Source organism: Sphingomonas sp. BL-S-30 (assembly GCF_055521475.1).
Window position 1 is genome coordinate 3,116,215 of the sequence record NZ_CM145481.1, and the last position, 22,538, is coordinate 3,138,752.

21 protein-coding genes and 1 tRNA gene are annotated in these 22,538 nt (G+C 66.1%); 7 read left to right on the forward strand and 15 right to left on the reverse strand.

Features of this window, described 5'->3' with window-relative positions; genetic code table 11:
- Nucleotides 1-261: 261 nt before the first annotated feature.
- The gene (locus tag ACZ1I5_RS14430) at nucleotides 262-645 is read right to left on the reverse strand and encodes a type II toxin-antitoxin system death-on-curing family toxin (protein WP_465169934.1); all 384 of its coding nucleotides are present in this window, start codon (nucleotides 643-645) and stop codon (nucleotides 262-264) included.
- A gap of 3 nt (nucleotides 646-648) precedes the next feature.
- The gene (locus ACZ1I5_RS14435; RefSeq protein WP_465169935.1) at nucleotides 649-906 is read right to left on the reverse strand and encodes an AbrB/MazE/SpoVT family DNA-binding domain-containing protein; all 258 of its coding nucleotides are present in this window, start codon (nucleotides 904-906) and stop codon (nucleotides 649-651) included.
- 94 nt (nucleotides 907-1,000) lie between these two features.
- On the opposite strand from ACZ1I5_RS14435, the gene ACZ1I5_RS14440 reads away from it, so the two are divergent.
- The gene (locus tag ACZ1I5_RS14440) at nucleotides 1,001-1,957 is read left to right on the forward strand and encodes a cation diffusion facilitator family transporter (protein ID WP_465169936.1); all 957 of its coding nucleotides are present in this window, start codon (nucleotides 1,001-1,003) and stop codon (nucleotides 1,955-1,957) included.
- Nucleotides 1,951-2,631, forward strand: coding sequence for a hypothetical protein (locus ACZ1I5_RS14445; protein ID WP_465169937.1), 681 nt, complete (start codon nucleotides 1,951-1,953; stop codon nucleotides 2,629-2,631). Before ACZ1I5_RS14440 ends, ACZ1I5_RS14445 begins: the two co-directional genes overlap by 7 nt.
- On the opposite strand, the gene ACZ1I5_RS14450 is transcribed toward ACZ1I5_RS14445, so the two are convergent.
- From ACZ1I5_RS14450 to ACZ1I5_RS14460, 3 genes are all read right to left on the reverse strand, one after another.
- Entirely contained in the window at nucleotides 2,532-3,233 is a 702-nt protein-coding gene (locus tag ACZ1I5_RS14450) for a DUF4893 domain-containing protein (RefSeq protein WP_465169938.1), read from the reverse strand. The genes ACZ1I5_RS14445 and ACZ1I5_RS14450 overlap by 100 nt on opposite strands.
- An 82-nt stretch (nucleotides 3,234-3,315) precedes the next feature.
- On the reverse strand, nucleotides 3,316-4,101 hold the full coding sequence (locus ACZ1I5_RS14455) for a 3-hydroxybutyrate dehydrogenase (protein ID WP_465169939.1): 786 nt from the start codon (nucleotides 4,099-4,101) through the stop codon (nucleotides 3,316-3,318).
- A gap of 23 nt (nucleotides 4,102-4,124) precedes the next feature.
- Nucleotides 4,125-5,279, reverse strand: a complete 1,155-nt coding sequence (locus tag ACZ1I5_RS14460) for a patatin-like phospholipase family protein (RefSeq protein WP_465169940.1) — start codon at nucleotides 5,277-5,279, stop codon at nucleotides 4,125-4,127.
- Between the two features lie 153 nt (nucleotides 5,280-5,432).
- Between ACZ1I5_RS14460 and ypfJ the strand changes: the two genes are divergently transcribed.
- Entirely contained in the window at nucleotides 5,433-6,356 is a 924-nt protein-coding gene (gene ypfJ, locus ACZ1I5_RS14465; RefSeq protein WP_465169941.1) for a KPN_02809 family neutral zinc metallopeptidase, read from the forward strand.
- A 112-nt stretch (nucleotides 6,357-6,468) separates the two neighbouring features.
- On the opposite strand, the gene ACZ1I5_RS14470 is transcribed toward ypfJ, so the two are convergent.
- Nucleotides 6,469-7,179 (reverse strand): DUF6058 family natural product biosynthesis protein, encoded by a 711-nt coding sequence (locus ACZ1I5_RS14470; RefSeq protein WP_465169942.1) that lies wholly within the window; start codon nucleotides 7,177-7,179, stop codon nucleotides 6,469-6,471.
- Nucleotides 7,180-7,306: 127 nt separating this feature from the next.
- The gene (locus tag ACZ1I5_RS14475; RefSeq protein WP_465169943.1) at nucleotides 7,307-8,362 is read right to left on the reverse strand and encodes a DUF2171 domain-containing protein; all 1,056 of its coding nucleotides are present in this window, start codon (nucleotides 8,360-8,362) and stop codon (nucleotides 7,307-7,309) included.
- A 245-nt stretch (nucleotides 8,363-8,607) separates the two neighbouring features.
- On the opposite strand from ACZ1I5_RS14475, the gene ACZ1I5_RS14480 reads away from it, so the two are divergent.
- Nucleotides 8,608-8,683: transfer RNA gene (locus ACZ1I5_RS14480), tRNA-Ala, on the forward strand.
- Nucleotides 8,684-8,709: 26 nt separating this feature from the next.
- Here the strand turns inward: ACZ1I5_RS14480 and ACZ1I5_RS14485 are convergent.
- On the reverse strand, nucleotides 8,710-12,126 hold the full coding sequence (locus ACZ1I5_RS14485; protein WP_465169944.1) for an acyl-[ACP]--phospholipid O-acyltransferase: 3,417 nt from the start codon (nucleotides 12,124-12,126) through the stop codon (nucleotides 8,710-8,712).
- A 189-nt stretch (nucleotides 12,127-12,315) separates the two neighbouring features.
- Here ACZ1I5_RS14485 and ACZ1I5_RS14490 point away from each other — a divergent pair, with 189 nt between their 5' ends.
- The gene (locus ACZ1I5_RS14490; protein WP_465169945.1) at nucleotides 12,316-12,912 is read left to right on the forward strand and encodes a TetR/AcrR family transcriptional regulator; all 597 of its coding nucleotides are present in this window, start codon (nucleotides 12,316-12,318) and stop codon (nucleotides 12,910-12,912) included.
- Nucleotides 12,913-13,096: 184 nt separating this feature from the next.
- Here ACZ1I5_RS14490 and ACZ1I5_RS14495 read toward each other — a convergent pair whose 3' ends face one another.
- The 3 genes from ACZ1I5_RS14495 to ACZ1I5_RS14505 all read right to left on the reverse strand — a co-directional run bounded on the left by ACZ1I5_RS14495 (nucleotide 13,097) and on the right by ACZ1I5_RS14505 (nucleotide 17,882).
- Nucleotides 13,097-15,340, reverse strand: a complete 2,244-nt coding sequence (locus tag ACZ1I5_RS14495) for a transferrin receptor-like dimerization domain-containing protein (protein WP_465169946.1) — start codon at nucleotides 15,338-15,340, stop codon at nucleotides 13,097-13,099.
- 272 nt (nucleotides 15,341-15,612) lie between these two features.
- Nucleotides 15,613-16,860 (reverse strand): mandelate racemase/muconate lactonizing enzyme family protein, encoded by a 1,248-nt coding sequence (locus ACZ1I5_RS14500; protein WP_465169947.1) that lies wholly within the window; start codon nucleotides 16,858-16,860, stop codon nucleotides 15,613-15,615.
- A 26-nt stretch (nucleotides 16,861-16,886) separates the two neighbouring features.
- Entirely contained in the window at nucleotides 16,887-17,882 is a 996-nt protein-coding gene (locus ACZ1I5_RS14505; RefSeq protein ID WP_465169948.1) for an RraA family protein, read from the reverse strand.
- A gap of 159 nt (nucleotides 17,883-18,041) precedes the next feature.
- On the opposite strand from ACZ1I5_RS14505, the gene ACZ1I5_RS14510 reads away from it, so the two are divergent.
- Both ACZ1I5_RS14510 and ACZ1I5_RS14515 read left to right on the forward strand, forming a co-directional pair.
- Nucleotides 18,042-18,794 (forward strand): NUDIX hydrolase, encoded by a 753-nt coding sequence (locus tag ACZ1I5_RS14510; RefSeq protein WP_465169949.1) that lies wholly within the window; start codon nucleotides 18,042-18,044, stop codon nucleotides 18,792-18,794.
- A 13-nt stretch (nucleotides 18,795-18,807) separates the two neighbouring features.
- Nucleotides 18,808-19,530, forward strand: a complete 723-nt coding sequence (locus ACZ1I5_RS14515; RefSeq protein WP_465169950.1) for an extensin-like domain-containing protein — start codon at nucleotides 18,808-18,810, stop codon at nucleotides 19,528-19,530.
- Nucleotides 19,531-19,572: 42 nt separating this feature from the next.
- Here ACZ1I5_RS14515 and ACZ1I5_RS14520 read toward each other — a convergent pair whose 3' ends face one another.
- The 4 genes from ACZ1I5_RS14520 to ACZ1I5_RS14535 all read right to left on the reverse strand — a co-directional run bounded on the left by ACZ1I5_RS14520 (nucleotide 19,573) and on the right by ACZ1I5_RS14535 (nucleotide 22,377).
- Complete coding sequence (locus ACZ1I5_RS14520; protein ID WP_465169951.1) at nucleotides 19,573-20,112, reverse strand: hypothetical protein; 540 nt, start codon at nucleotides 20,110-20,112, stop codon at nucleotides 19,573-19,575.
- Between the two features lie 269 nt (nucleotides 20,113-20,381).
- Complete coding sequence (locus ACZ1I5_RS14525) at nucleotides 20,382-20,690, reverse strand: hypothetical protein (RefSeq protein WP_465169952.1); 309 nt, start codon at nucleotides 20,688-20,690, stop codon at nucleotides 20,382-20,384.
- An 88-nt stretch (nucleotides 20,691-20,778) separates the two neighbouring features.
- Nucleotides 20,779-21,561, reverse strand: coding sequence for a transglutaminase-like domain-containing protein (locus ACZ1I5_RS14530; protein WP_465169953.1), 783 nt, complete (start codon nucleotides 21,559-21,561; stop codon nucleotides 20,779-20,781).
- A gap of 81 nt (nucleotides 21,562-21,642) precedes the next feature.
- Complete coding sequence (locus ACZ1I5_RS14535) at nucleotides 21,643-22,377, reverse strand: Bax inhibitor-1/YccA family protein (protein WP_465169954.1); 735 nt, start codon at nucleotides 22,375-22,377, stop codon at nucleotides 21,643-21,645.
- Nucleotides 22,378-22,538: the final 161 nt, after the last annotated feature.

Below are 22,538 nucleotides of genomic sequence, written 5' to 3' on the forward strand. Positions count from 1 at the left end.
GCCTTCACCAGCGGGGCGGCCGGAGTCAATAGTTTACAGAATTTCAGGAAGCCTGCGTGCGGGCGCGACAACGCGACACCACAAAGGCCGCCGCCGCGCCTGACTTCGTCGATGCCGCGAGATAGTGCGCACTTCAAGGCGGCTCCTCTAGGCGGCCCGTTGCGAATTATTCGACCATTGGCAGCCGCTTAAAGCGGCGCCTTGAAAGTTTCCTGGGGAGGAAAGGATGGCCGCCGGCGGAGACGCCGGCGGCCATTTCCGTTAGCGCACCAGCCTGGCGCGGAACCAGTCGGCGACGGCGCTCTCTTCGAGTTCGCCTGAGGCAAGAGCCAGTACCATCCTGATGGCATCGGCCTTATCGAAGGCGATGGCCACATCATTCAGGCGCAGAAACAAGCGCGCCATCACCCAAGCGGTGCGCTTGTTGCCGTCGTTGAAGGGATGGTTGCGAGCGATGCCGAAAGCGTAAGCGGCCGCCAGCGCGCAGGGATCATTCTCTCCGTAAGCGTGCTTGTTCAATGGCCGACTCACTGCGGATTCAAGCAAGCCCGAATCCTTGGCGCCATCCAGCCCGCCATGTTCGGCAAGTTGGCGCTCGTGCACGGCGAAGGCCAGCTCGGCACTCAAAAATCGGAAATCCGTCATCGTCTAGCGAGCAAGCACCGCCAGGACGTCGCGATCCTCACGCATGATTTCCTCCGCCGCGCCCATCGCTTCAGCAAAGTCAGGATCGTGGGCCGACAGGCTGTATCCTTGAGGCGATTCGTTCAGAAATAACGCGTCCCCTTGGGACACGCGCAGGCGATCCAGCACGGCACGCGGCAAGATCACCCCAGTCGAATTGCCGACCTTGATGAGCTTGAGCTTTTTGGCGCGCAGGTCGCTATCGGAGATCGGCTTGTTCATACGCCAGTTATAACACACGCATCTGGATCGTTTCAATCGCTGGTGCGCTCCTGTCATCTGCGCTTAGGGTAGCTTGCACAAAAGGAGTTCCACGTTGGCGGCGACGAAGCACGGCTCCAATCTCGTCATCTACGCGGCCCTCGCCGCCAATCTCGGCATCGCGGTCGCGAAGTTCGTCGCGGCGGCGATTTCCGGCTCCTCCTCGATGCTGACCGAGGGGTTCCACTCGGTCGTCGACAGCCTCAACCAGGTGCTCCTCCTTTATGGTCAGAAGCGCGGGCAGCGCCCGCCGGATGTGGACCATCCCTTCGGCTATGGGCGCGAGCTGTATTTCTGGAGCTTCGTCGTCGCGATCCTGATCTTCGCGGTCGGCGCGGGCGTGTCGATCTATGAAGGGTGGGTCCATATCGCCGAACCCGAGCCGCTGCGCGATCCGACCATCAACTATGTCGTGCTCGCGGTCGCCTTCGCGATGGAGGGCGCGTCCTGGATCTTTGCCATGCGCGAATTCGCCGGATCGGTGCGCGGCACGAACTGGTGGCAGGCCGTGCGCGCCTCGAAGGACCCGGCCGGCTTCATCGTGCTGTTCGAGGATTCGGCGGCGCTCGCGGGGCTGCTGATCGCGGCCGTCGGCGTCTGGGCGAGCCATGCCTGGGGCGATCCCCGCATCGACGGCCTCGCCTCGATCGCGATCGGCATATTGCTCGGCGTCGTGGCGGCGCTGCTGGCGCGCGAGGCGAAGGGCCTGCTGATCGGGGAAGGCGCCGATCCCGCCGTCGTCACCCAGGTGCGCAAGATCGTCGACGCGCGCAAGGAGATCACCTGGGTCAATCACGTCCGCACGTTGCACACCGCGCCCGACCGGATCTTCGTCGCGATCAGCGCCGATTTCCGCGATTCGCTCAGCATGGGCGAGGCGGAGTTGCTGATCGAGGCGATCGAGACCGACCTCAAGGCGGCGCTGCCGCAGCTGTCGTCCATCTATATCCGCCCCGAGCGCCGGGAGGACGCGACCGCGCTCCATCCCGATGAGGCAGTGGGCGGTTGCTGACGCAGGTCGCCCGCCGCGATCTGCTGGCGGCTGGCCTCTGCATGATGGTGCTGCCCACCGCGGCGCTCGCGCTCCAGCCGCATTTCCCGATCGACTGGCAAGGCGCCCCCGAAACGCCGGAGATCGCCGCGGCGCTTTCCGCCCAGATCGCGTTGATCGAAGCCCTGCCGATCGACCCGGCCATCATCGCCTTCTTCGCGGGGCAGCGCATCGCGGTCGACCCGATGCCCGGCAGCATGTCGCGCATCGCGCCGGACGGCGTGCATTTCGAGCGGCGCGCGGTGCCGCCCGACAATCCGGTGCTGCTGCACGAGATGCTGCATCGCTATCATTTGCTGCGGCTGAGCGATGGCTATGAGAACCGGGATGTGCTGCGCTTCTATGCGGCGGCGCGTGCTTCGGGGCTCTACCCACCGGGCGCCTATATGCTCAGCCACCCGACCGAGTTCTTCGCGATGACGGCAAGTGCGGTGCTGTACGGCAAGCTGGCACGACCACCCTTCTCGCGGGCAGAGGTTCGGGAAAAGTCGCCAAAGCTCTACCAGTGGATCGTCAGGGAATTCGGACTGCGACCTTACTCCGCCGGCACCAGTTCGACCACGTCGACGATCGATTCGAACCTGGGCCAGGGCAGCACCAGCCGCCAGCGCTTGTCGCCGACGCGTTCGATATAGCCGGCCATGTCGCGGCCGTCATCGCGGCCGTAATCCATCGGTTTCTTCTCGTCGCCGAACATCATCGTACCGAGGAAGATCTGGCGCGAGGCGCTGTCGGAGAAGAGCAGGCCGATCGGTCGCTGGGATCCGCCGACCTTGTACAGGCTCGACACCTCGCCCTCGTCATTGATGCGGCATTCATAGGGCGGATAGGCCGTGAAGTCGCGCATCGCCGTGCCGTTGGCACCGAGCTTGAACACGCGGCAGCGATAGCGCCCCGGCGGCGGCGCGGCGTTGGTCAGCGCGCGATCGGGATCGAACAGCGCGCCCTGCCCGGTCAGGTCGGCGGCCCGGCCCGCCGCGCGGATCTTGCCGAGCGCGGCAACCCAGGCATTGCGCCAGGTCCGCAGCCGCTCGCGATCCTTGTCGGTCGCCACCTGGTGCCAGTCCATGCTCGCGACCTTCAGGGTCACGGTCACCGGTACGGGCGGCGGTGTCGTCACCGGGACGATCGCCACCGGGGGCGGCGGTGCCGCGGCGACCTCGACCGGCTTCTCCGCCTTGCCGCCACATCCGGCAAGAAGCGCGCAGCCGCACAGACCGAGGGAAAATCTTTTCAAGCGACCGGTTCTTTCATCAGCGAGGGCGCAGCTAACCACGCCCTGCCCCACTTGCCAACCCGGGAGAACGGGGTCCGTTCCGTCAGGCCGCGGTCCAGCCGCCATCGACCGACAGATTGGCGCCGGTGATCGACTTCGCCTCGTCCCGGCACAGGAACAGGCCGAGCGCCGCAACCTGTTCCGGCGTCACGAATTCGCGCGTCGGCTGGGCGGAGAGCAGCACGTCGTTGAGCACCTGCTCGCGGGTCAGCCCGCGCGCCTTCATCGTGTCGGGAATCTGGTTCTCGACCAGCGGCGTCCAGACATAGCCGGGCGAGATGCAGTTGACGGTGATGCCGTGCGTGGCCGTCTCGAGCGCGATCGTCTTGGTCAGGCCGGCGATGCCGAACTTGGCCATCACATAAGCGCTCTTGTTCGGGCTCGCGACAAGCGAATGGGCGGAGGCGGTCGAGATGATCCGGCCCCATTTCGCTGCCTTCATGTACGGCACCGCCGCCTGCATCATGTACCAGGCCGAGGTGAGGTTGATCTTGATGATCGCCTCGAACTTGTCGGCCGGGAAATCCTCGATCGGCGCGACATGCTGAATGCCGGCATTGTTGATGATGATGTCCGGCCCGCCCAGCTCGTCATGGCAGCGCCTGACCATCGCGGCGATCGCCGCCGGATCGGTCATGTCGGCCGCGTCGTACAGCGCCCTGGCTCCGCTCGTCGTCTCCAGCGCGGCGCGCTCGGTTTCGATCGCGGCGGCATCGCCGAAGCCGTTGATCATCACGCTGGCGCCCTCGCCGGCCAGGACCTTGGCATAGGCCAGGCCGATGCCCGAGGTGGAACCAGTGATGATCGCGCTCTTGCCCTTGAGGAACATGGGGTTCTCCGTGGTTGAAAGTCTCAGATGGTCGGCGGTTTCGCCGTCAGGTCGAACGCCGCGCTCTTGCCGGTCTCGATATTGGCGGCGACGAGGCGCGCATTGACCATCGTCTCGGCCACCGCTTCCTGCCCGGCATGCCAATGCTCGAGCATCGTGCGCGCGGAAAACTCGAAATCGCGCGATCCGCCTTCCCAGGCATTGGTGCGATAGATCAGCTGGACGAGGCTGACCGGATGCTCCGCCGAGCGGCCGGCAAGCGCCAGCACATCGGGATCGTCGCGCAGTGCCGCGGGCAGCTTGGCGAGCACTTTCCGCGCGATCTCGCGGTCCTTGCGGATGCGGATCACCTGGTCCGACACCTGCCGAGTCCGGCTGGAGAAGCGGATTTCCTTCTCGCGCGCCGCGACGTCCATGATCGTCCTGGGCCGCTCGGCGGCCGCCGCGAACAGGTCGACCTGAAAGGCGAGCAATGGCCCGGTCTGATGATCGAGTATGTGAGTCAGCGGCGTGTTCGAGACGAGCCCGCCATCCCACCACAGCCGCCCGTCGATCTCGATCGGCGGCAGCCCCGGCGGCAGCGCGCCCGACGCCATGATGTGCCGGGCGTCGATCCGCGTATCGGTCGTGTCGAAATAGTTGAAATTGCCGCTCTCGACATCGACCGCGCCGACCGACAGGCGCACCGCGCCGCTGTTCAGCAGATCCCAGTCGACCAGAGACTCCAGCGTGTCCTTCAGCGGCGCCGAATCATAAAAGCTCAGCGCCTCGGGCGTGCCCGGTGCGGCAAAGACGGGCGAGACCATGCGCGGCGCGAAGAAGCCCGGCACGCCCGCCGCCATGACATAACCGGCCGACCATTCGTGCAGCCATTCGCGCACATGATCGTCGGGATAGATCGGGAAGCTCGGCAGCGAGGACGTCACCATGTCCCAGAAGGCGGTGAGCATCTCGACGCGCTTTTCCGGCGGGTTGCCGGCGAAGATCGCGGCGTTGACCGCACCGATCGAGATGCCGGCGACCCAGTCGATCTCGATCCCGCGGGTCTGCAAACCCTCGATCACGCCGGCCTGATAGCTGCCCAGCGCGCCGCCGCCCTGCAGCACCAGCGCCACGCAGTCGGGCAGCGGCAGGGCCTCGACGCGGCGGCGCGTTCTGGTGGGTTCGGCATCGGCCATCCCTGCGCCCATGCGCCGCCCGCGCGGCCGGATCAACGGGCAGTTTGATGAAAAGCGCTTCACCGCCGCACGGTGACGAAATGCGCGGTCCTTGCAACAACTGGCGCTCCCGCGCATTCATGCCGCATCGGCAACGATCCCGGGATACCAGCAATGCGCCTCGACGATTTCGATCCCAACATCAATGTGGAGGATCAGCGCGGTCAGGGCGGCGGATTCGGACTGGGCGGCGGCGGAGGCGGCGGCGGCATGCTGTTCGGCCTGCTGCCTTTGGTGTTCAGCCGCTTCGGCTGCGGCGGCGTGGTCGTGCTGCTGATCGCCTTCGCGCTGTTCGGCGGACTCGGTTCGCTCACTGGCGGCGGAGGCGGCAGTTCGGTATCCGCGCCGACCGAACGCGCCGGAAACGGCCCGGTCGCGGGAAGCGACACGGCATCGAGCTGCACGCTCAACGCCGCCAGCAAGGCCGCCTGCAACGCGTTCAGCTCGGCCGACAAGACCTGGGCGGCGCTGTTCAGCAAGGACGGCGAGCGCTTCGCCCAGCCCAAGCTGGTCTTTTACGGCGGCCAGGGCCAGTCGGGCTGCGGCGCCGCGCAGAGCGCGATGGGCCCCTTCTACTGCCCGACCGACCAGGGCATCTATCTCGACACCAGCTTCTTCGACGAGCTCGGCACCCGCTTCGGCGCCAAGGGCGATTTCGCGCAGGATTATGTGATCGCGCATGAATTCGGCCATCACATCCAGAATCTGCTCGGCACCTCGGATCAAGTCCAGCAGCAGATGGCCCGCGCCAGCCGCACCGAGGGCAATGCGCTGTCGGTCAGGCTCGAGCTTCAGGCGGACTGTTTCGCGGGCGTCTGGGCCGCGCAGAATCGCGACCGGATGGAACCGGGCGATCTGGAGGAAGGCATGACCGCCGCGCAGGCGATCGGCGACGACACGCTGCAGAAAGAGGCGCAGGGCCGCGTGGTGCCCGACAGCTTCACCCATGGCACCTCGGCGCAGCGCATGGCCTGGCTGCGGCGCGGGCTCGACAGCGGCGATCCCAACCAGTGCGACACGTTCAGCGGGGCGATCTGAGGCGAGGATCGGTGGGAGATATGGGACACCAGCATGTCCCATATCTTCATCCGCCCCTCACGGTATTTTTCACATAATATCCATATAAATCAAATATTTATATAACAACCAATCAAACGCCGCGCGACTCCCTTTCAGCTTCGTAGGGAAGCTCGACACCCAACCCCAGCTGCGCGAGCGGCGCGTCGATGGCCCTGCCGGGCGTTCCCCCGTCGCGCTGCCAAGGGGCAAAGGGCAGCACCAGACTCTCCAGCCGTTCGACCAGATCGAACAGCGCGGCGGCGTCGAGATGGTATCCCGGCGCCTGATCCAGATGCAGGCGGATGCGCTTCGCCAGCGACTCCTTGCGCACGCAGCTTTCGCCGGAGAAGCGGCGCAGGCAGACGGCATAACCGCCGTCAATCCAGCTTTCCCATTCAGCCGCGGCGCAACGCACCGCGGCATCAGAGTCGAGGCGTTCGTTCGGGAAGGCCGCGGGAAAGGCGACGAGGGCAAGGGGTTCATCGGCCAGGGCACGGACAAAAGTCTCGATGAAACAGGCCCGGTTCCGCGCCGCCGCGTCCTCCACGGACAGTCCCAGCTTCAGGCCAAGCATCGCCCGTCGACCCCACCACAAAGCGGCCGGAGCATACCAGATCGTGCCGGCAGGAGGCTCCGTCGCGCCAAGCGCGCTCCACCAGACGCCTTCATGCTCCGCATAGATCGCGCCCGGCATCGCACGGGCCTCGATGAGCCGCTCGACATGTCCGGGCGTGGCGCCGATCCGGCGATGGAATAGCGCGGGCGTCATGAACCAGCGCTCGACATAGGTTTGATGCGTCATGCATCCGCTTTGGCACCGGGTCCGCTGACATGCTTCGGAAACGGCCGAAGGGTGCCGACAACGTCACGCAAACCAAAACCCCTCCCCCCTTGCGGGGAGAGGGGCCAGGAGTGACGTCGGCCGCGACTCAGTACGTGCCCGAGAAGCTCCGGTTGAGGATGTGCGGACCCTTGTCGCCGTCCTCGTTGCGATCCCCGGCTTGCTCGTCCCCGAAGAACGCGCCGCTACGTTCCTCGTCGCGCCAATGCGCCTTGGCATCCTCGGCGGTCTTGCGGATCGTCACCTTGTCGTCGACCGATTCGATCCAGCGCGACGGGATCGAATGGTGCCGGCCGCCGGCGTCGGTATCGCCCTTGGTCAGCAGGATGCGGTCGCCCCGCACCTTGTCGACCGTGCCGACATGCTCGCCATCCGATCCGAGCACTTCCATATGCTCGGTGACCTTGGCCAGCGCACCGCGCTGGGTCTGGCGCTCGGTCCGCCAGCTGCCGAACTCGTTCTCGAACTTCGAGCGGTTCTCGCGGCGATATTCGTCATAGTCGCGGTCGAGCGCATCGATCTGGGAGCGGCGCCAGCTGTGATAGTCCCCGTCGCGATGGTGGTCGTCGCGGGCATAGGGGCTGTCCCAGCGTCCGCTGCCCTGGCGGCCGTCATAGCGCGAATCCATCTCGCGGCGACGCTCGGCTTCCTCGTCGCCGAACCAGGAACGGACCTCGTCCCCGGCGCGGCTGAAGAAGTCGCGGTCCTGATAATCATACCCCTCGGGCCGGCCGCGATCGCGGCGCGGGCCATAGGAATCGCGGCCACCATCGCGGTCCCCGGTCTCCGTGAAGCGATGCCCGTCCGAGCCATAGCTGCCGCGATACTCGCCCTGGAACCCGGCGTCGCGACGCCGCTGGTTCACACTGCGCTGGTCGCGCTGGCCATAGGCCGAATTGCCATATTCGCGGGGCCCGTAATCGCGCGATCCGTAGTTCCGCTGGCCATAATCCGGCTGCCCATAGCCGCGCTGGCCATATTCCCGGCCCCGGCCGCGACCGAACTCTCCGGCCGCCTGATATTCGCGGGCACTGGAATAGGTATAATCCTGCCCGGACCCATAGTCGCGGGTATAGTCACCCTCGCCGCGATCCGAATAATCGGCCTGCGGGTTGGTGTTACGGAGATAGCGTCCATTATCCATGACGGCGTCCTTCCTTCGACTCTGCGGTGGCGGCGGGCGCATTGGCGCGCCCGCTCGACCACTCAGGAAAGGATCGAAAGCCGTGTTTGTTCCGATAGTTACGCCGCCGTAGCGATATCCCGCCGCGCCTCGGGGACGGTTGGACAAAGCGAAAGTTGGAGGGGCCGGGGCGACCCGGTTGCATCGCCCGAAAAGGCTCGCTAAACGCGCGCTTCCGGCCCGAAAGATGGGCGCGGAGCGGGTGCGGGGCTGTAGCTCAGATGGGAGAGCGCTGCAATCGCACTGCAGAGGTCAGGGGTTCGATTCCCCTCAGCTCCACCAGCGCCCGCCCCCTGTGATGCCCGCGATCAACCCGCCGCCATCTCCCCCATCGTGACATAATCGAGCTTGCCGGTGCCGAGCACGGGCAGCGCCTCCACCACCCGTATCTCGCGCGGGATGGCGAGTTCGGCCACGCCGTTCGCCTTGCCCCAGGCGAGCAGATCGGCGGGCTTCGCGCCGGCGTGGGTGGTGAACAGCACGAGCTGTTCGCCTTTCTTCGGGTCCGGCCGGGTGACCACGGCATGCTCGGCGTCGGGCCAGGTTGCCGCGGCATAACCCTCGACCGCGGGCAGCGAGACCATTTCGCCGCCGATCTTGGCGAAGCGTTTGGCGCGGCCGCGGATCGTGACGAAGCCGCCCCCAATTCCATCATTGGCGTCGATGGTGACGATGTCGCCGGTGTCGTGCCAGCCGCCCGCCGGGGGCTGGAGCTGGCCGGGCGCGTCAACCTTGAGATAGCCTGCCATGATGTTCGGCCCGCGGATCGACAGCCGGCCGCCCTCTTCGATACCCGGCACGGTCTCCAGCTTCGCCTCGATCCCCGGCAGCAGGCGGCCAACGCTGCCGCTGCGGAAATACATCGGCGTGTTGACCGCGATCACTGGCCCGGCCTCGGTCGCGCCATAGCCTTCGAGGATGCGCAGGCCGAACTTGTCGGCATAGGCACGCCGCGTCTCGTCGCGCACGCGTTCGGCCCCGGCGAAGATGTAGCGCAGCGAATAGAAATCATAGCTGTGCGCCATGCGCGCATAGCCGGCGAGGAAGGTGTCAGTGCCGAACAGGATCGTCGCATTGGCATCATAGGCCAGCGCGGGCACGATCCGGTAATGCAGCGGGCTCGGATAGAGCAAGGTCTTGATGCCGCTGAGGATCGGCAGCAGCGTGCCGCCGGTCAGGCCGAAGCTGTGGAACACCGGCAGGGCGTTCAGCACCAGATCGCTCTGGTTGAAGTCGATCCGCGCCGACAGCTGCAGGCAATTGGCGAGCAGGTTGCGGTGAGTCAGCACCACGCCCTTGGGCAGCCCCTCCGATCCGCTGGTGAACAGGATCACCGCGCCGCTGCCGGGCGAAACGCCGCGGCGGCGATGCAGCCGCCCGGCAAAGCGCGTGGCGAGCAGCGCGCGCAGCTTCGCGCCGCCGCCGATCCCGGCGGCGATATCCTCGAGATAGGCGACCCTGATGCCGTCCGCCGCCAGCCCTTCGGCCACTGCCTCGAGCTTGGCCTGGGCGACGAAGGCGCGGGCCGTGACGATGGTGCGGATCTCCGCCGCGACGCACGCTGCTTTGAGGTTGGCCAGGCCCGCCGTGTAGTTGAGCATCGCCGGGACGCGCCCGATCGCCTGGAGCGCGAAGAAGGTCGCGACCACGCTCGACACATTGGGCAGCAGTACGCCGACCGCCTCGCCCTGCTTCGTGCCGCGCTCGAACGCTCGGCCCAGCGCCAGGCTGCCGGTGATCAGGCGCTTGTAGGTCAGCGGATCGCGCTTGATGTCCTCGACCACCGCGGTCCTGCCGCCGTGAATGTCCTTCGCGTCGAGCAGCGCCTGGAACAGGGTCCGGTCGATGTCGGAGGTGGCGAAGATCATCTCGCTCATCACGTCGTAGAGCTGCCGCCCCGCGATGGCGCGGCGGGCGCGGGCGCTCATCTGGCCCTCGATGACGAAGCGGCGCGGCGGCAGGATGGTCAGGCTGATCTGCGGAAAGGTCCGCTGGCGCACCTTGCCCTTGAGATAGGAGAAAGGGGTGAACTGCGCACCGTCGATGCGCACCGGCACGATCGGCGCGTCGGCCTTGTCGGCGACCATGCCGGGGCCGTCGAAGATCTTCATCAGCGCGCCGGTGACGGTGATGCGCCCTTCCGGGAAGATCACCAGCGTGTTGCCGCCCCGCACGGCCTTGACCATCGACTTGGCCGACATCGGATTGGTCGGATCGACCGGAAAGGCGCGGAACAGCTTGAGCGCGGGCTGGATCCACCACAGCTTCACCACCTGGCTGTTGACCGCGAACACCGGCTTGCCGGGCAGGAACACCGCGAGCAGCAGCCCGTCCAGCCAGGACACGTGGTTGACCACGACCACCGCGCGGTCGTCCGGCTGCGGCATGTTCTCGGCGCCGTGCACTTCGATGCGATAGATCAGCCGGAGGATCGTACGCAGCACCGCCTTGATCACCGTCTCCGGCAGCAGCCAGCAGGAGATGAGCGCGATCGCCAGAGTGGAGAAGCCGAGCGCGCCGATCACGCCGGGGATGCTCGCGCCCTGCGCCTGGATGAACAGCACGACCGCGACCACCGCGACCATGACCGCCGCGTTGACGATGTTGTTGGCGGCGATGATGCGCGACCGCTCCTCGGGCGCCGTCGCCGTCTGCAGGATCGCGTAGAGCGGCACGACGAACATGCCCCCCGCCGCCGAGATGCCGACCAGATCGACCAGCACGCGCCAGTTGCCCGGGTTCCGCGCGAATTCCCAGGACGTCACGGGCGTGCCCGGGATCGGATAATGGCGCGTCGCCAGCCACAGGTCGATCATGAACGCGGCCATCGCCAGCGCCGAGGCCGGAACGAACTTCGCCGACACCGCGCCCTTGAGCAGCCGGTTGACCAGAGTCGAGCCGAGCGCGATCGAAACCGAGAAGATGATCAGGAACAGCGTCACCACGCCCTGGGTGCCGCCCAGCGCGCCGGAGACGAGCGGCAGGAAATTGGTGACGAGAATCGCCCCCACCGCGAAGAACCAGCTGATCCCGAGGATGCAGAGCCACACCCCTTCGCCCTGGTGCGCCGATTTCAGGATCTGCCAGGTGCTGCGGAACGGGTTGCGGTCGATCGTCAGGTTCGGTGCGGCCGGCGGCGCGGGCGGAATCGCCCAGCTCGCGGCGAAACCAAGGCCGGCAAGCGCCGTCGCCGCCACGCCGCATTCCCAGGCGGGCAGCACGCCGGTCACCGCGAGCAGCTGACCGCCGAGAATGGCGAGGAAGGTGCCACCCTCGATCAGCCCGGTGCCGCCGACGATCTCGTTATGCTGCAAATGCTGGGGCAGGATCGAATATTTGACCGGCCCGAAAAAGGTCGAGTGCATGCCCATCATGAACAGCGCGGCCATCAGCGCCGGCACCGACTGGAACCAGAAGCCGGCCAGCCCCAGCCCCATGATGAGCACCTCCGCCCCCTTGATGATGCGGACCAGCCGGGCCTTGTCCCAGGCGTCCGCGATCTGCCCGGCCATCGCCGAGAAGAGGAAATAGGGCAGGATGAACAGGCCGGTCGCAATGTTGCCGAGCAGGGCGACATGGTTCGGGTCCTGCGGGAACAGCGTGTAGGTCGCGAGGCTGAGCATCGCGAACTTCAGGACATTGTCGTTGAACGCCCCAAGGAACTGGACGACGAACATCGGCGCAAAGCGGCGTTTCGCGAGCAACGAGAAATCGGGTGCCGACATATGCTGTGCCTCTCCCAGCGGGCGGGCATCATGGCGGACCGGGGCCTCATCACCAAGGCGTACCTTCACCGCGTCCGACACCCGACAACATCCCGGCGATTCGCCGGACGACGCTCCAATGCGACAAAATTGATCACTGTTCAATAAATAAATTAGACAGTGTTCAGTTTTAACCCTATTCCTATCCTCATGGGACGGAGATCGGATCATTCGCGCGAACAGCTCGAGGCATTGATCCTCGCCGAGGGCCATGCGCTGATGGCCGAAAGGGGCTATGCCGATTTCTCGGCGCGCGAGGTGGCGAAGCGGATCGGCTATTCGATCGGCACGATCTACAATGTGTTCGGCAGCCTCGATGCGCTGCTGCTGGCGATCAACAGCCGGACCTTCACCCTGTGGGCCGCCTGGCTTCGCGAAAAGCTGGCGACGGCGGGCGACGACCGGATCGCGGCATTGGTCGCGGGCTATTTCGACTTCGCCGAGCGCAATCCCAATCTTTGGGTCGCGATCTACGCTCATCGCCGGCCGCCGGGTACCGAGATGCCCGAGAGCTATCGGCGGCTACGCAGCGGCCTGACCGGCATCGTCGAGACCGAGATCGCGCTGCTGCTGCCCGAAGAACGGCGCGACAGGGCCCCCGCCCTCGCCCGCTCGCTGGTCGCCCTGGTCCATGGGCATTGCGAGTTCGCGCTCAATGGCACCTTCGCATTGCTGGGCGAGGCCGACCCGCAAGGCGTCGCGCTGGCGCGGGTGCGGGACGTGCTGGCGGTGGCGGGTCGGACCTGATCAAGCCGAACCATAATTCCGGACGTGTTCCGGCATGATGGTTGATCCGATCGCGGACTTCTTCTTTCCGTTCGTGTCGAGCGCAGTCGAGAAACCATCCGCACGCCAGGCTCAGGGTGTCTCGACTTCGCTCGACACGAACGGAGAGGGTATCTCACCCGGGTGAAATCCCTCTCCCCTCCTTCTACTTCCCCTCGATCGTCGCCTTCGCTGCCTCGAGCCGTGCGGCATAGGCCTCGAGCACCCTGGCGGTGCGCCCGGCATAGACATTCGCGTCGTCGAAGCGGCGCTCCTCGATCGCTTCGCGCACGCCGGGCAGCGTCTTCGCGCCATAGCCGGTGAAGCGGCCGGGCGCGTAGATCAGGTGCTTGTACCAGCTCCGTCCCGGCAAGCCGCGATCGTCGAGCAGCAGCTGATCGATGTCGCGAAGCTGCGCATTGAGCTTCACGCGCCGGGTTGGATCGAGCTTCGCGCCCTTGTCGGCATAAGCGCTGTCATAGGCAGCGGCCGCCGCCTTGAGATGGTCGACCGCATCCTCGAGCGCCGCGAGTTCGATGTGCGGCGTGTTCGTCTCCGCAGCCGCGGGGGCCACCGGCCTGGTCGGGTCGCTCGCCAGGAGGAAAGCCTTGTCGGTCAGCAGCTTCTCGCGCTTGCGATCCTCGGTGCGGCGATCCTCGGCGAGCTTCTTCACTTCGCCGAGATAGGTCGAGACCGTATCCGCAAAATCGCCGAAGCGCTGCGGCGGCGTGTCGGAATCGGCGACGCGCAGCACCAGCCGCCCGACCGTCTTCGACAGCGCCGCGCCATATTTCAGGCCGGGATCGTCGAAGGTCGTGAAGTGATGATAGCTGTCATAGACCGAGTGGTAGACGCCGCCGCTCTCGTCCTCGCCGCCGAAGCCGATGTTCAGCGCCGGCAGGCCGAGATGCTGCAGATAGGCGGAATAGTCCGAGCCTGACCCTAGCGCACCGATCGGCAGGTCCCCGCCCTTCTCCGCCGCCGCCAGCGCGGCGTCGCTGACCTGGCCGGTCTTGTCATAGGCGCGCACCCGCACCGCGGCCCGCGCGCGTTCCGCGACGCTGACGCCGGTCTGCGGATCAGTCACGTCGGCGGCCACCGAACTGACCAGATGCTGGAAATCATGGCTGCCCTCGGCGCCGAGAAAGCCGCGTCCGTTGCCGTCGGTGTTGATATAGATGACCGCCTTGGCCTTGAGCTCGGCGGCATGAGTCTCGGCCCATTCGGTCGAGCCGAGCAGCATCGGCTCCTCGGCATCCCAGCTGGCATAGACGATCGTGCGTTTCGGCCGCCAGCCCTGCTTCCACAGCCCGCCCAGCGCCTTGGCCTCGGACAGCATGGCGACGTTGCCCGACAGCGGATCGGACGCGCCGAACACCCAGCCGTCATGATGGTTGCCGCGGATCACCCATTGATCGGGATAGTCGGACCCTTTCAGCTTCGCGATCACGTCATAGACGGTCTTGAGCGACCATTCCGACTTGACCGCGAGATGCACCTTCACCGCGCCGTCGCCGCCGGTGTGATAGGCGAGCGGCAGGCCGCCCTGCCAGCCGTTCGGCGCATTGGGACCGCCCAGGCGCGCCAGCAGCTTGCCCGCATCGCCGTACGACATGGGCAGGACCGGGATCTTGAGGATCGTCGCCGCATCCTTGCGGTCGAGCCGCCTGGCATCCGCCGTGGCGCCCACCCCGGGCGTGAGGGGATCGCCCGGATAGACGGTCATGTCGGCCACCGACCCACGCTGCACACCGAAATCGGGCCGCGCGCCGCCCTTGGGATAGGTGTCGCCATCGCCATAGCCATCCTGCTGCGGGTCGGAATAGATGATGCAGCCGATCGCGCCATGCTCCTGCGCCAGCTTGGGCTTCAGCCCGCGCCAGCCGGCGCCGTAGCGCGCGATGACGATCTTGCCCTTCACGTTGATGCCGCGCCGTTCGAGCGCCTTGTAATCGTCGGGCAGGCCGTAATTCACATAGACGAGGTCGCCCGTGACGTCGCCGTCGCCCTGGAACGCAACATAAGGCGGCAGCGCGCCGGCGAGGTTGGCCGAGGTGTCGTCGCCCGGCACCGCCGGCTCCTGGCCACCGAGCACGATCTTCTCCGGCGCGACCATTTCCACATTGGTCGAGATCGGCGTCGGGTAGAGCACCTGGAAGGTCTCGATCTTCGCGTCCCAGCCCCATTCCCTGAACTTCGCCAGGATGAACTCGGCATTGGCCTTGTCGTGCGGCGATCCGACATGGTTGGGCGCGGAGGACATGGTCTTCAGCCAGTCGAGCTGGTCCTGCGAGTTGACGCCGGCATCGAACGCCGCCTCATTCGCCTTCTGGTCGGCCGGGGCAGCAAGGCCTGCCTGCGCGAGAACGAGGGCGCACGCGCCCGCCATCAGAAATCCGAGCTTCGCCATGTCCGTGAATCCCCCTGCGACCTGTGTGGGTGCAGCATGCGCCACTCGCGGGCGGGAGCGCAATCGGGCGCGGGAGGCCGTTCGATGCTTTTTAAGGCGCGGCGGCGAGTGCCTTCTTACGCCCCTCCCTGGAAGGGAGGGGTTGGGGGTGGGTGCGCGCGTCTGCGCGCCAAAAGAATCAGGTCGCCAAGCTCCGAAGCGCCGATCGGGGCATCGAGCCCCGCTCGCCGCTGACCCACCCCTGCCCCCTCCCTTTCAGGGAGGGGAAATCTTCACAGCGGTTTGAACTCCGGATCCGTCCGGGCCTTCAACACCTCGTCGTTGACCGAAATCCCGATTCCCGGCTCGGTCGATACCGGCAGATAGCCGTCGACCAGCGCGACCGGGTCGCACAGCTCGGTATACGCCTTGTTCTCGTAATAGGTGAATTCCTGGATCAGGAAGTTCGGGATGGTCGTGCACACCTGCGCGAACGCCATGGTGGCGAAGGGCGAGGCCACGCCGTGCGGCGCCACGGGGATATTGTACGTCTCCGCCATCGCCGCGATCTTGCGGGTTTCGGCGAGGCCACCGGCCTTGGCCATGTCGGGCTGGATGATGCTCAGCGCCTGCTTTTCGAGATAGGGCCGGAAGCCGTAGCGCCCATAGACATTCTCGCCCGCGGCCAGCGGCACTCGGGTGTTGTCGCGGATGCGGACCATCGCATCGACATTGTCGCTCGGCACCGGCTCCTCGACGAAGAAGGGGCGGAATTTCTCGAGCAGGTTGCAGATCTGGATGCCGGTCTCGACATCGTAGCGCGCGTGCAGTTCCACCCCGATATCGTAGTCCGGGCCGAGCGCGTCGCGGAAACCCCCGACGAACTTCTCGACATCGGTGAGCTGCGCCGTGGTGAGATGCTGGCCCCAGAGCCGGTCGGGGTTCAGCCCCTTGCCGACCAGCCACGCATCGGGCGTGTAATCGGTGCCGATCTTCAGCGCCCGCACCCTGGTCGAGGCGACGATACGCTTTGCGTCGGCCGGGTCGTTGGCATGGAGATAGACCGGAACGCGTTCGCGCAGCCGCCCGCCCATCAACTGGCTGATCGGCACGCCCAGCGCCTTGCCCGCCAGATCCCACAGCGCCATCTCGACGCCGCTCATCGCGGCATAATAGGGTCCGCCCGTGCCGCGGATGAACAAGGGCGACGGCGCGCCTGCAAAATTGCCGCGCCGCCAGCCCCACAGATCGTTCATGATCGCCTCGATCGCCAGCGGATCGCGACCCGTCAGCAATGGATTGAAATTGTTGTTGATGATATATTCGGCACCGACCGTGTCGAGGAACTCGCCGGTGCCGGTCAGGCCTTCCTCGGTATAGACGCGGACGAACCGGCTGTTGAACCCGTTCTTCAGCCGGACCGCGCGGATCTCCCTGATCTTCAGCCTGGGCGGGCGCGTCGCCGCGCCCGCATTGGCCGCGAGCAGGAAGGCCCCGTAAAGCGCGGCCGCCTGGCCGAGCATCGTCCGTCGATTGATCATGGCTTTATCCGCGCGGGAGGAAAGGCTCAGCCTTCGTAAGGAATGCCCTTGGCCTTGTTGTTCAGCATCTCCTGGATGACTTCCTTCTTGACCGGGAGATTGTCCTGATTGGCCTTGAGCCAAGCAGTGAAATCGGCCTCGATCGGCTCGCTCCACTTCGCGTCGATCTGGCCCGCGGTGTATTTGCCTTCGGCCAGGCGCTTGTGGCCGAACTCGTCGCGCAGGCGCGTGATCTCGGACTGCTTGACCACTTTCTCGGCGAGCTGGGGCGGGATGAACACCACGCCGCCGTCACGCCCGAGCACCACGTCGCCCGGCATCACCGTCGCCATGCCGATCCGGGTCGGACCGTTGATGCCGACCATAGTCGAGTTGAGCCGCGCGCCCGTCGCCATCGCGCCGAAATGGTGCGACGGATCATAGGAGCGCACGAAGGAGGTGAAATTGGGCAGCTCCTTCAGCCCTTCGATGTCGCGCACCGCACCGTCATAGACGATGCCGTTGCCGCTGCGGGCGTAGATCGCGTTGCCGACATTGTCGCCGATCGACGGGCCGTCCTTCTTCAGGCCGAAATGGTCCGCGACATAGACGTCGCCCTTTTGCAGCATGTCGACCGGCCAGGCGTTCATCGCGCCCTTGCGCGCATCCTGCTTGCCCTGTGCCTCGATCACTTTCTGAATGTCCGGGCGGCCCGGCATCCACTGGGCAGTCAGCGCGCGACCGACCAGCACCTTGTCCGGAAAGATCGACAGCCAGCCATCCTCATATTCATAATTATAGCCGGCGCCGCGCAACGTCGCCCAGGCCTCCTCCAGGGTCACCGACTTCATGCGTTCGATGATGTCGTCCGACACCCTTGGCCGCCCGTCGGGGAAGCGCTCGCCGGTCCACTCGGGGGTGTAGGAGATCACCTGCTCGCGGGAGAAGAACCCGTCCCGCGCGAGCGCCGGCGTGGCGGCGGCAACAATCAGGCAGCTGGCAAGGATGCCGCTACAGGCGGCGGACAACAGGCGCGATCGCATATCTCTCTCCCCTTTTCGTTTCGCGCGCCCCTTCCCGCGGAGTCGTCGCAACGCCTTCCTAGAACGAGACGAGTAGGGTGCCAATCATATTGTATATGATATCGACAGCAGGTTGAGCCCGGGAATGACAATAGAAGTCCCCCGGCCTACACCGGGACGATGTCCGAAACGCCGCAGCCCATTCCCGCCGCCACGCTCGTCCTGTTCCGCGAAGGGCCTGGCGCGCCCGAGCTGCTGATGGTCGAGCGATCCAAGGCGATGGTGTTCGCGGGCGGCGCGCTGGTGTTCCCGGGTGGCCGGGTCGATCCGGGCGACCATGCCCTCGCCCTGACCTTTGCCGGCGAGCCCGAGGATATCGCGGCCCGCATCGCCGCGATCCGCGAAACCATCGAGGAAGTCGGCGTGCCGATCGGGCTGAACCCGGTGCCGGACGGCGCGACGCTGTCGGCCCTGCGCGCCTCGCTGCACTCGGGCATCTCGCTTGGCGAGGCGCTGCGTGACGCCGGCCTCGCGCTCGATCCGGCGCTGGTCCCCTTCGCGCGCTGGCTGCCGGCGCATGCGCATCTGCGGATCTTCGACACGCGCTTCTATCTCGCGCGCATGCCCGAGGGCGTGTCCGAGCCGGTGGTCGACGACACCGAGAATGTCCGCGTCTTCTGGGCAACCGCGCAGCGCGTGCTCGACGACGCCGATGCCGGCCGCGTGCGGATCATCTTTCCCACGCGCCGCAACCTCGAACGGCTCGCGCGCTTCGCCAGCTTCGAGGAGGCGGCCGCCGACGCGGCGCGCTACCCGATCCGCCCGGTCACGCCCTGGACCGACGATATCGACGGCGTGCCGCACCTGCGCATTCCCGACGATCTGGGCTATCCCGTCACCTTCGAGCCGATCACGAGCGCGATGCGAGGCTGAGGGAGCGCGGCTGATGCTGGCAGTGCGAAGGTTGGTCGCCGGCATGACGATCGCCGCGATCCTGCTGACAGTCGGACTGTTGCTGTTCGCGGCGGTGCGTGGCCGGCCGCAGGACCTGCCCTGGACGCCGCTCGATCTCGGCCAGCCGGTCGGGATGATGACCGGACGCAAGCTCGCCGGGCTGACGGACGATTTTCCGCATTGCCGGGCGCTGCTCGACAAGGCGGGGGTGCGCTACACGGTGCTGGCGCCGGTGAAATACGGCACCTGCAGCTATGCCGATGGCGTGCGTTTCGCGCCCGGCGGATCGCGCCGGGCGCTTTATGCGCCCGCCGATCTCGGCACGTCCTGCCCGGTCGCGGCGGCGCTGTCGGTATGGGAATGGAATGTCGTGCAACCCGCGGCGCGGCGGCTGCTGGGAAGCCCGGTCGCCTCGATCGAGCATTTCGGCAGCTATAATTGCCGCCGCATCGGCGGCAGCAACAGCTGGAGCGAGCACGCCACCGCCGATGCGATCGACATCGCCGGCTTCCGCATGGCGAGCGGCAAGCGCGTCACGGTGGCGGCGGACTGGAAGGGTGACGGGCCCGAAGCGACCTTCCTGCACGAAGTGCGCAACGGTGCCTGCCGGCTGTTCTCGACCACCCTGTCGCCGGACTATAATGCGGCGCACCGTGACCATCTTCATCTCGACCAGGCCGAGCGGGGGGAGTTCGGCTGGCGGGCGTGCAGATAGGAAAGAACCCCTCCCCCCGAGGGAGGGGCTTTTTGGCGGATCTCAGTGTGGCAGCGCGGCTGCCTCGACCTTCTCCACCCATTTGGGGAAGAAGGCAGGCTGGCGGTTCGACCAGCCCGATGCGGTCGCGGCCGCTTCGCTGATCGACTGGAGCAATTTGCGCCGCAGATCGGGATGCAGATGCGGCAATGCCGCCGCCGAGCAGAAGGCCGCGGGCAGCCAGGGCCGCACCTCGGCGCCGATCAGCCGTTCATAGAGGAAACGATAGGCCGAAAAGGTCGTGAGGCGCCCCTGCCCCAGATCGAACGCCGTCACCGTCATCAGCGGCGCCAGGAACGGCTCGACCGCATCCAGGCCGCTGTCATCGGGGATCATCACCCGAATGTCGGGGAGACGGGCATAAAGGCGCGCCTGGGCGCGGATGCTGGCGGCTTCCACGACATCGCGCGACCAGCGGCTCATCGCATCGTCGCGGTCGAGGCCAATGTCGAGCGAGCGCCGGATATAGCGCTGCGTCGAGGAACTGAAGCTCGCAAATTCCTTCATTTCGGCCAGCGTCATCGCGCCATTCGCCGGTTTCATCTTTGCACTCATATCGTCACCCCACCCCGCAAATGTGGAACCGGTGCCGATGATGCGCCAGGTTAGTTGGCAGCTCCCTTAACGCGCCGTCGTCCGGCATTAAGCATCGAATCATAGTTTCTGCTGCGATGCAACAAAGGTTGCGACGAACGGTGCGTCGCACGACGAAAACGGCTGTGGAGTGCGCTAGTTAAGCAACATAAACAACGCCACCCCAGCCCGCGGGGCGGACGGGGGCGGCAAGATTCCATTCCGGCAATCCGTGCGGATCAGCCCGCCTTTTCTTCCTTCAGCCGCGCCTCTTCGGCCGCGTCATAGCCGGAGGATGCCGGCGGCTCATGGCTGTGCACGGGCTGAGTCGAGGATGGCGGGTCGGACGCGTCCATCGATTCGTCCAGCGCTGCGTCGAGCCGCGCTTCCTTGCTCTCGGGATTGCGCTCGAGGCGCGCGGCGATCGACGCATCCTGGCCCGCTTCCTGGCGCGGATGATGAATCGCCTGATTCTCCTCGGGATGGCCCGGCGCCACGTCCTGGCTGTCAGGCGTCTTCTGATCGATTATCTTCTGGTCCTCGGTCATCGCCACTCTCCTGGGCTGTTACGAGGGGAGAACGAACGACTCCGCAGATGCGTTCCTGCGCATGAGACCCAAAGACGCCGGAATCGGTTCAGCCGTCGATCCGGCGGACTGTGACGCGCTGTTCGTTCATCGTGGTCCGGCCGAACACCGTCATGAAGGCGATATCGGTCGCATCGCGCCCCACCGCCACCCGGGCGAGATCGCCGCAGGAGGCCATGCCGGTCGCGTCGACCAGATGCCACGCCCCGTCCAGCCACAGTTCCGCAACCGCATGGAAATCGGGCGGATCGACCCCGGGCGCATAGGCCGAGACGCAGCGCGCCGGAATGCCGCCGGCGCGGGCGAGCGTCACGAGGAGATGCGCATAGTCCCGGCATACGCCGCGGCGATCGGCAAAGGTCATCAGCGCGGTGGTCACGCCACTGCTCGCGCCCGAGGCATAGGTCAGGTTGGTGCGCACCCAGTCGCGCATCGCGGCGGCGAGTTTCCCGCCCTCGAGCCCGCCGAACTGCTGCTCGACAAAGCCCTCGAACGAGTCGGATTCGCAATAGCGGCTGGGCAGCAGATAGGCGACGGTCTCGGCCGGCAGCATCCTGGCCGCCGTCGGCGCCAGCGATGCGAGATCGATCGCCGATCGCTCGATCGCGACCACCGCCTTATATTCCACGCGGAAATTGCCCTGGCCGCGCGCCCAGGTCCGCTGGCCGATCCCTTCCTCGCCCGGCACCGCGCGCAGCGGCTCGGGGCAATAGACGCGCAGGTCCTGCTGCTCGAGCCGCTGGTCCGCCATCGCCGCCGCCTCGACCAGCAACAGCACATCGGCGGCGTCTTCGATCCAGTAATCGAGCATCACGTCGATCGCGAGGCGCATGGCGGTCCTTTGCGGGAGGTAAAACAAAAGGCCCGGCAGGTTTCCCCGCCGGGCCTCTCGCCTGAGCGTTCAAGCCCCGTTCTAGTTCCGGTTGCCGAACAGGCGCAGGATGAACAGGAACATGTTGATGAAGTCGAGGTACAGGTTCAGCGCCGACATGATCACCACATGCTGCTCGGCACCGGTGCCGGCAACCTGGGCGTACATGCTCTTGGTGCGCTGCGTGTCGTAGGCGGTGAGGCCCGCGAACAGCAGCACGCCGACGATGCTGATCACCAGCGCGAACGGGCCCGACTGGAAGAACAGGTTGAGCAGGCTCGCCACGATCAGGCCGACCAGACCCATGATCAGGAAGGTGCCGAACGCCGACAGATCACGCTTGGTGGTGTAGCCATAGAGGCTGAGACCGCCGAACGCCGCCGCCGTCGCGAAGAAGGACTGCGCGATCGAGGTGCCGGTATAGGCGAGGAAGATGGTCGAGAGCGACAGGCCCATCGCCACCGCGAAACCCCAGAACATCGCCTGCAGCGCGCCGGACGACATCCGCCCGCCGCCGAAGCTCATGCCGAACACGAAGCCGAGCGGCGCGAAGGTGATGATCCATTTCAGGATACCCGGGCCGCCGAACACCTGCGCGGCCATGCCGGAGGCGGCGAAGCCCATGGCGACGATACCCGTCAGCAGGATGCCCGAGAACATGTAGTTATAGACCGACAGCATGTAGCGGCGCAGACCCGCGTCAAACGCCTCGGTGCGTGCGCCCGTTGCCGTCGCGAACGATGTCGCGCCAGATTGGGGGTCGGACCAGTTAGCCATTTCGAAAAAGCTCCTTTGACCCGGCATCATGCCGGATAGCCGGAATATCGCCCTTATCAGGGGGGTTTTCAAGATAATCCGGTGGGCTCCCAGCAGAGGCCAGCAACACTTTATTACAATTGACCAGCTTGCGGATGACAATACCGGGAAGTGCGGTAAAA

Bases quoted from the DNA above. Each gene is read 5' to 3' on its own strand.
- ACZ1I5_RS14510 (WP_465169949.1), top strand. From the start codon at position 18,042: ATGTCCGAAACGCCGCAGCCCATTCCCGCCGCCACGCTCGTCCTGTTC.
- ACZ1I5_RS14520 (WP_465169951.1), bottom strand. From the start codon at position 20,112: ATGAAACCGGCGAATGGCGCGATGACGCTGGCCGAAATGAAGGAATTT.
- ACZ1I5_RS14485 (WP_465169944.1), bottom strand. From the start codon at position 12,126: ATGTCGGCACCCGATTTCTCGTTGCTCGCGAAACGCCGCTTTGCGCCG.
- ACZ1I5_RS14430 (WP_465169934.1), bottom strand. From the start codon at position 645: ATGACGGATTTCCGATTTTTGAGTGCCGAGCTGGCCTTCGCCGTGCAC.
- ACZ1I5_RS14455 (WP_465169939.1), bottom strand. From the start codon at position 4,101: ATGTTCCTCAAGGGCAAGAGCGCGATCATCACTGGTTCCACCTCGGGC.
- ACZ1I5_RS14500 (WP_465169947.1), bottom strand. From the start codon at position 16,860: ATGATCAATCGACGGACGATGCTCGGCCAGGCGGCCGCGCTTTACGGG.
- ACZ1I5_RS14470 (WP_465169942.1), bottom strand. From the start codon at position 7,179: ATGACGCATCAAACCTATGTCGAGCGCTGGTTCATGACGCCCGCGCTA.
- ACZ1I5_RS14535 (WP_465169954.1), bottom strand. From the start codon at position 22,377: ATGGCTAACTGGTCCGACCCCCAATCTGGCGCGACATCGTTCGCGACG.
- ACZ1I5_RS14515 (WP_465169950.1), top strand. From the start codon at position 18,808: ATGCTGGCAGTGCGAAGGTTGGTCGCCGGCATGACGATCGCCGCGATC.
- ACZ1I5_RS14460 (WP_465169940.1), bottom strand. From the start codon at position 5,279: ATGGCCGATGCCGAACCCACCAGAACGCGCCGCCGCGTCGAGGCCCTG.
- ACZ1I5_RS14475 (WP_465169943.1), bottom strand. From the start codon at position 8,362: ATGGATAATGGACGCTATCTCCGTAACACCAACCCGCAGGCCGATTAT.
- ACZ1I5_RS14505 (WP_465169948.1), bottom strand. From the start codon at position 17,882: ATGCGATCGCGCCTGTTGTCCGCCGCCTGTAGCGGCATCCTTGCCAGC.
- ACZ1I5_RS14525 (WP_465169952.1), bottom strand. From the start codon at position 20,690: ATGACCGAGGACCAGAAGATAATCGATCAGAAGACGCCTGACAGCCAG.
- ypfJ (WP_465169941.1), top strand. From the start codon at position 5,433: ATGCGCCTCGACGATTTCGATCCCAACATCAATGTGGAGGATCAGCGC.
- ACZ1I5_RS14490 (WP_465169945.1), top strand. From the start codon at position 12,316: ATGGGACGGAGATCGGATCATTCGCGCGAACAGCTCGAGGCATTGATC.
- ACZ1I5_RS14530 (WP_465169953.1), bottom strand. From the start codon at position 21,561: ATGCGCCTCGCGATCGACGTGATGCTCGATTACTGGATCGAAGACGCC.
- ACZ1I5_RS14495 (WP_465169946.1), bottom strand. From the start codon at position 15,340: ATGGCGAAGCTCGGATTTCTGATGGCGGGCGCGTGCGCCCTCGTTCTC.
- ACZ1I5_RS14435 (WP_465169935.1), bottom strand. From the start codon at position 906: ATGAACAAGCCGATCTCCGATAGCGACCTGCGCGCCAAAAAGCTCAAG.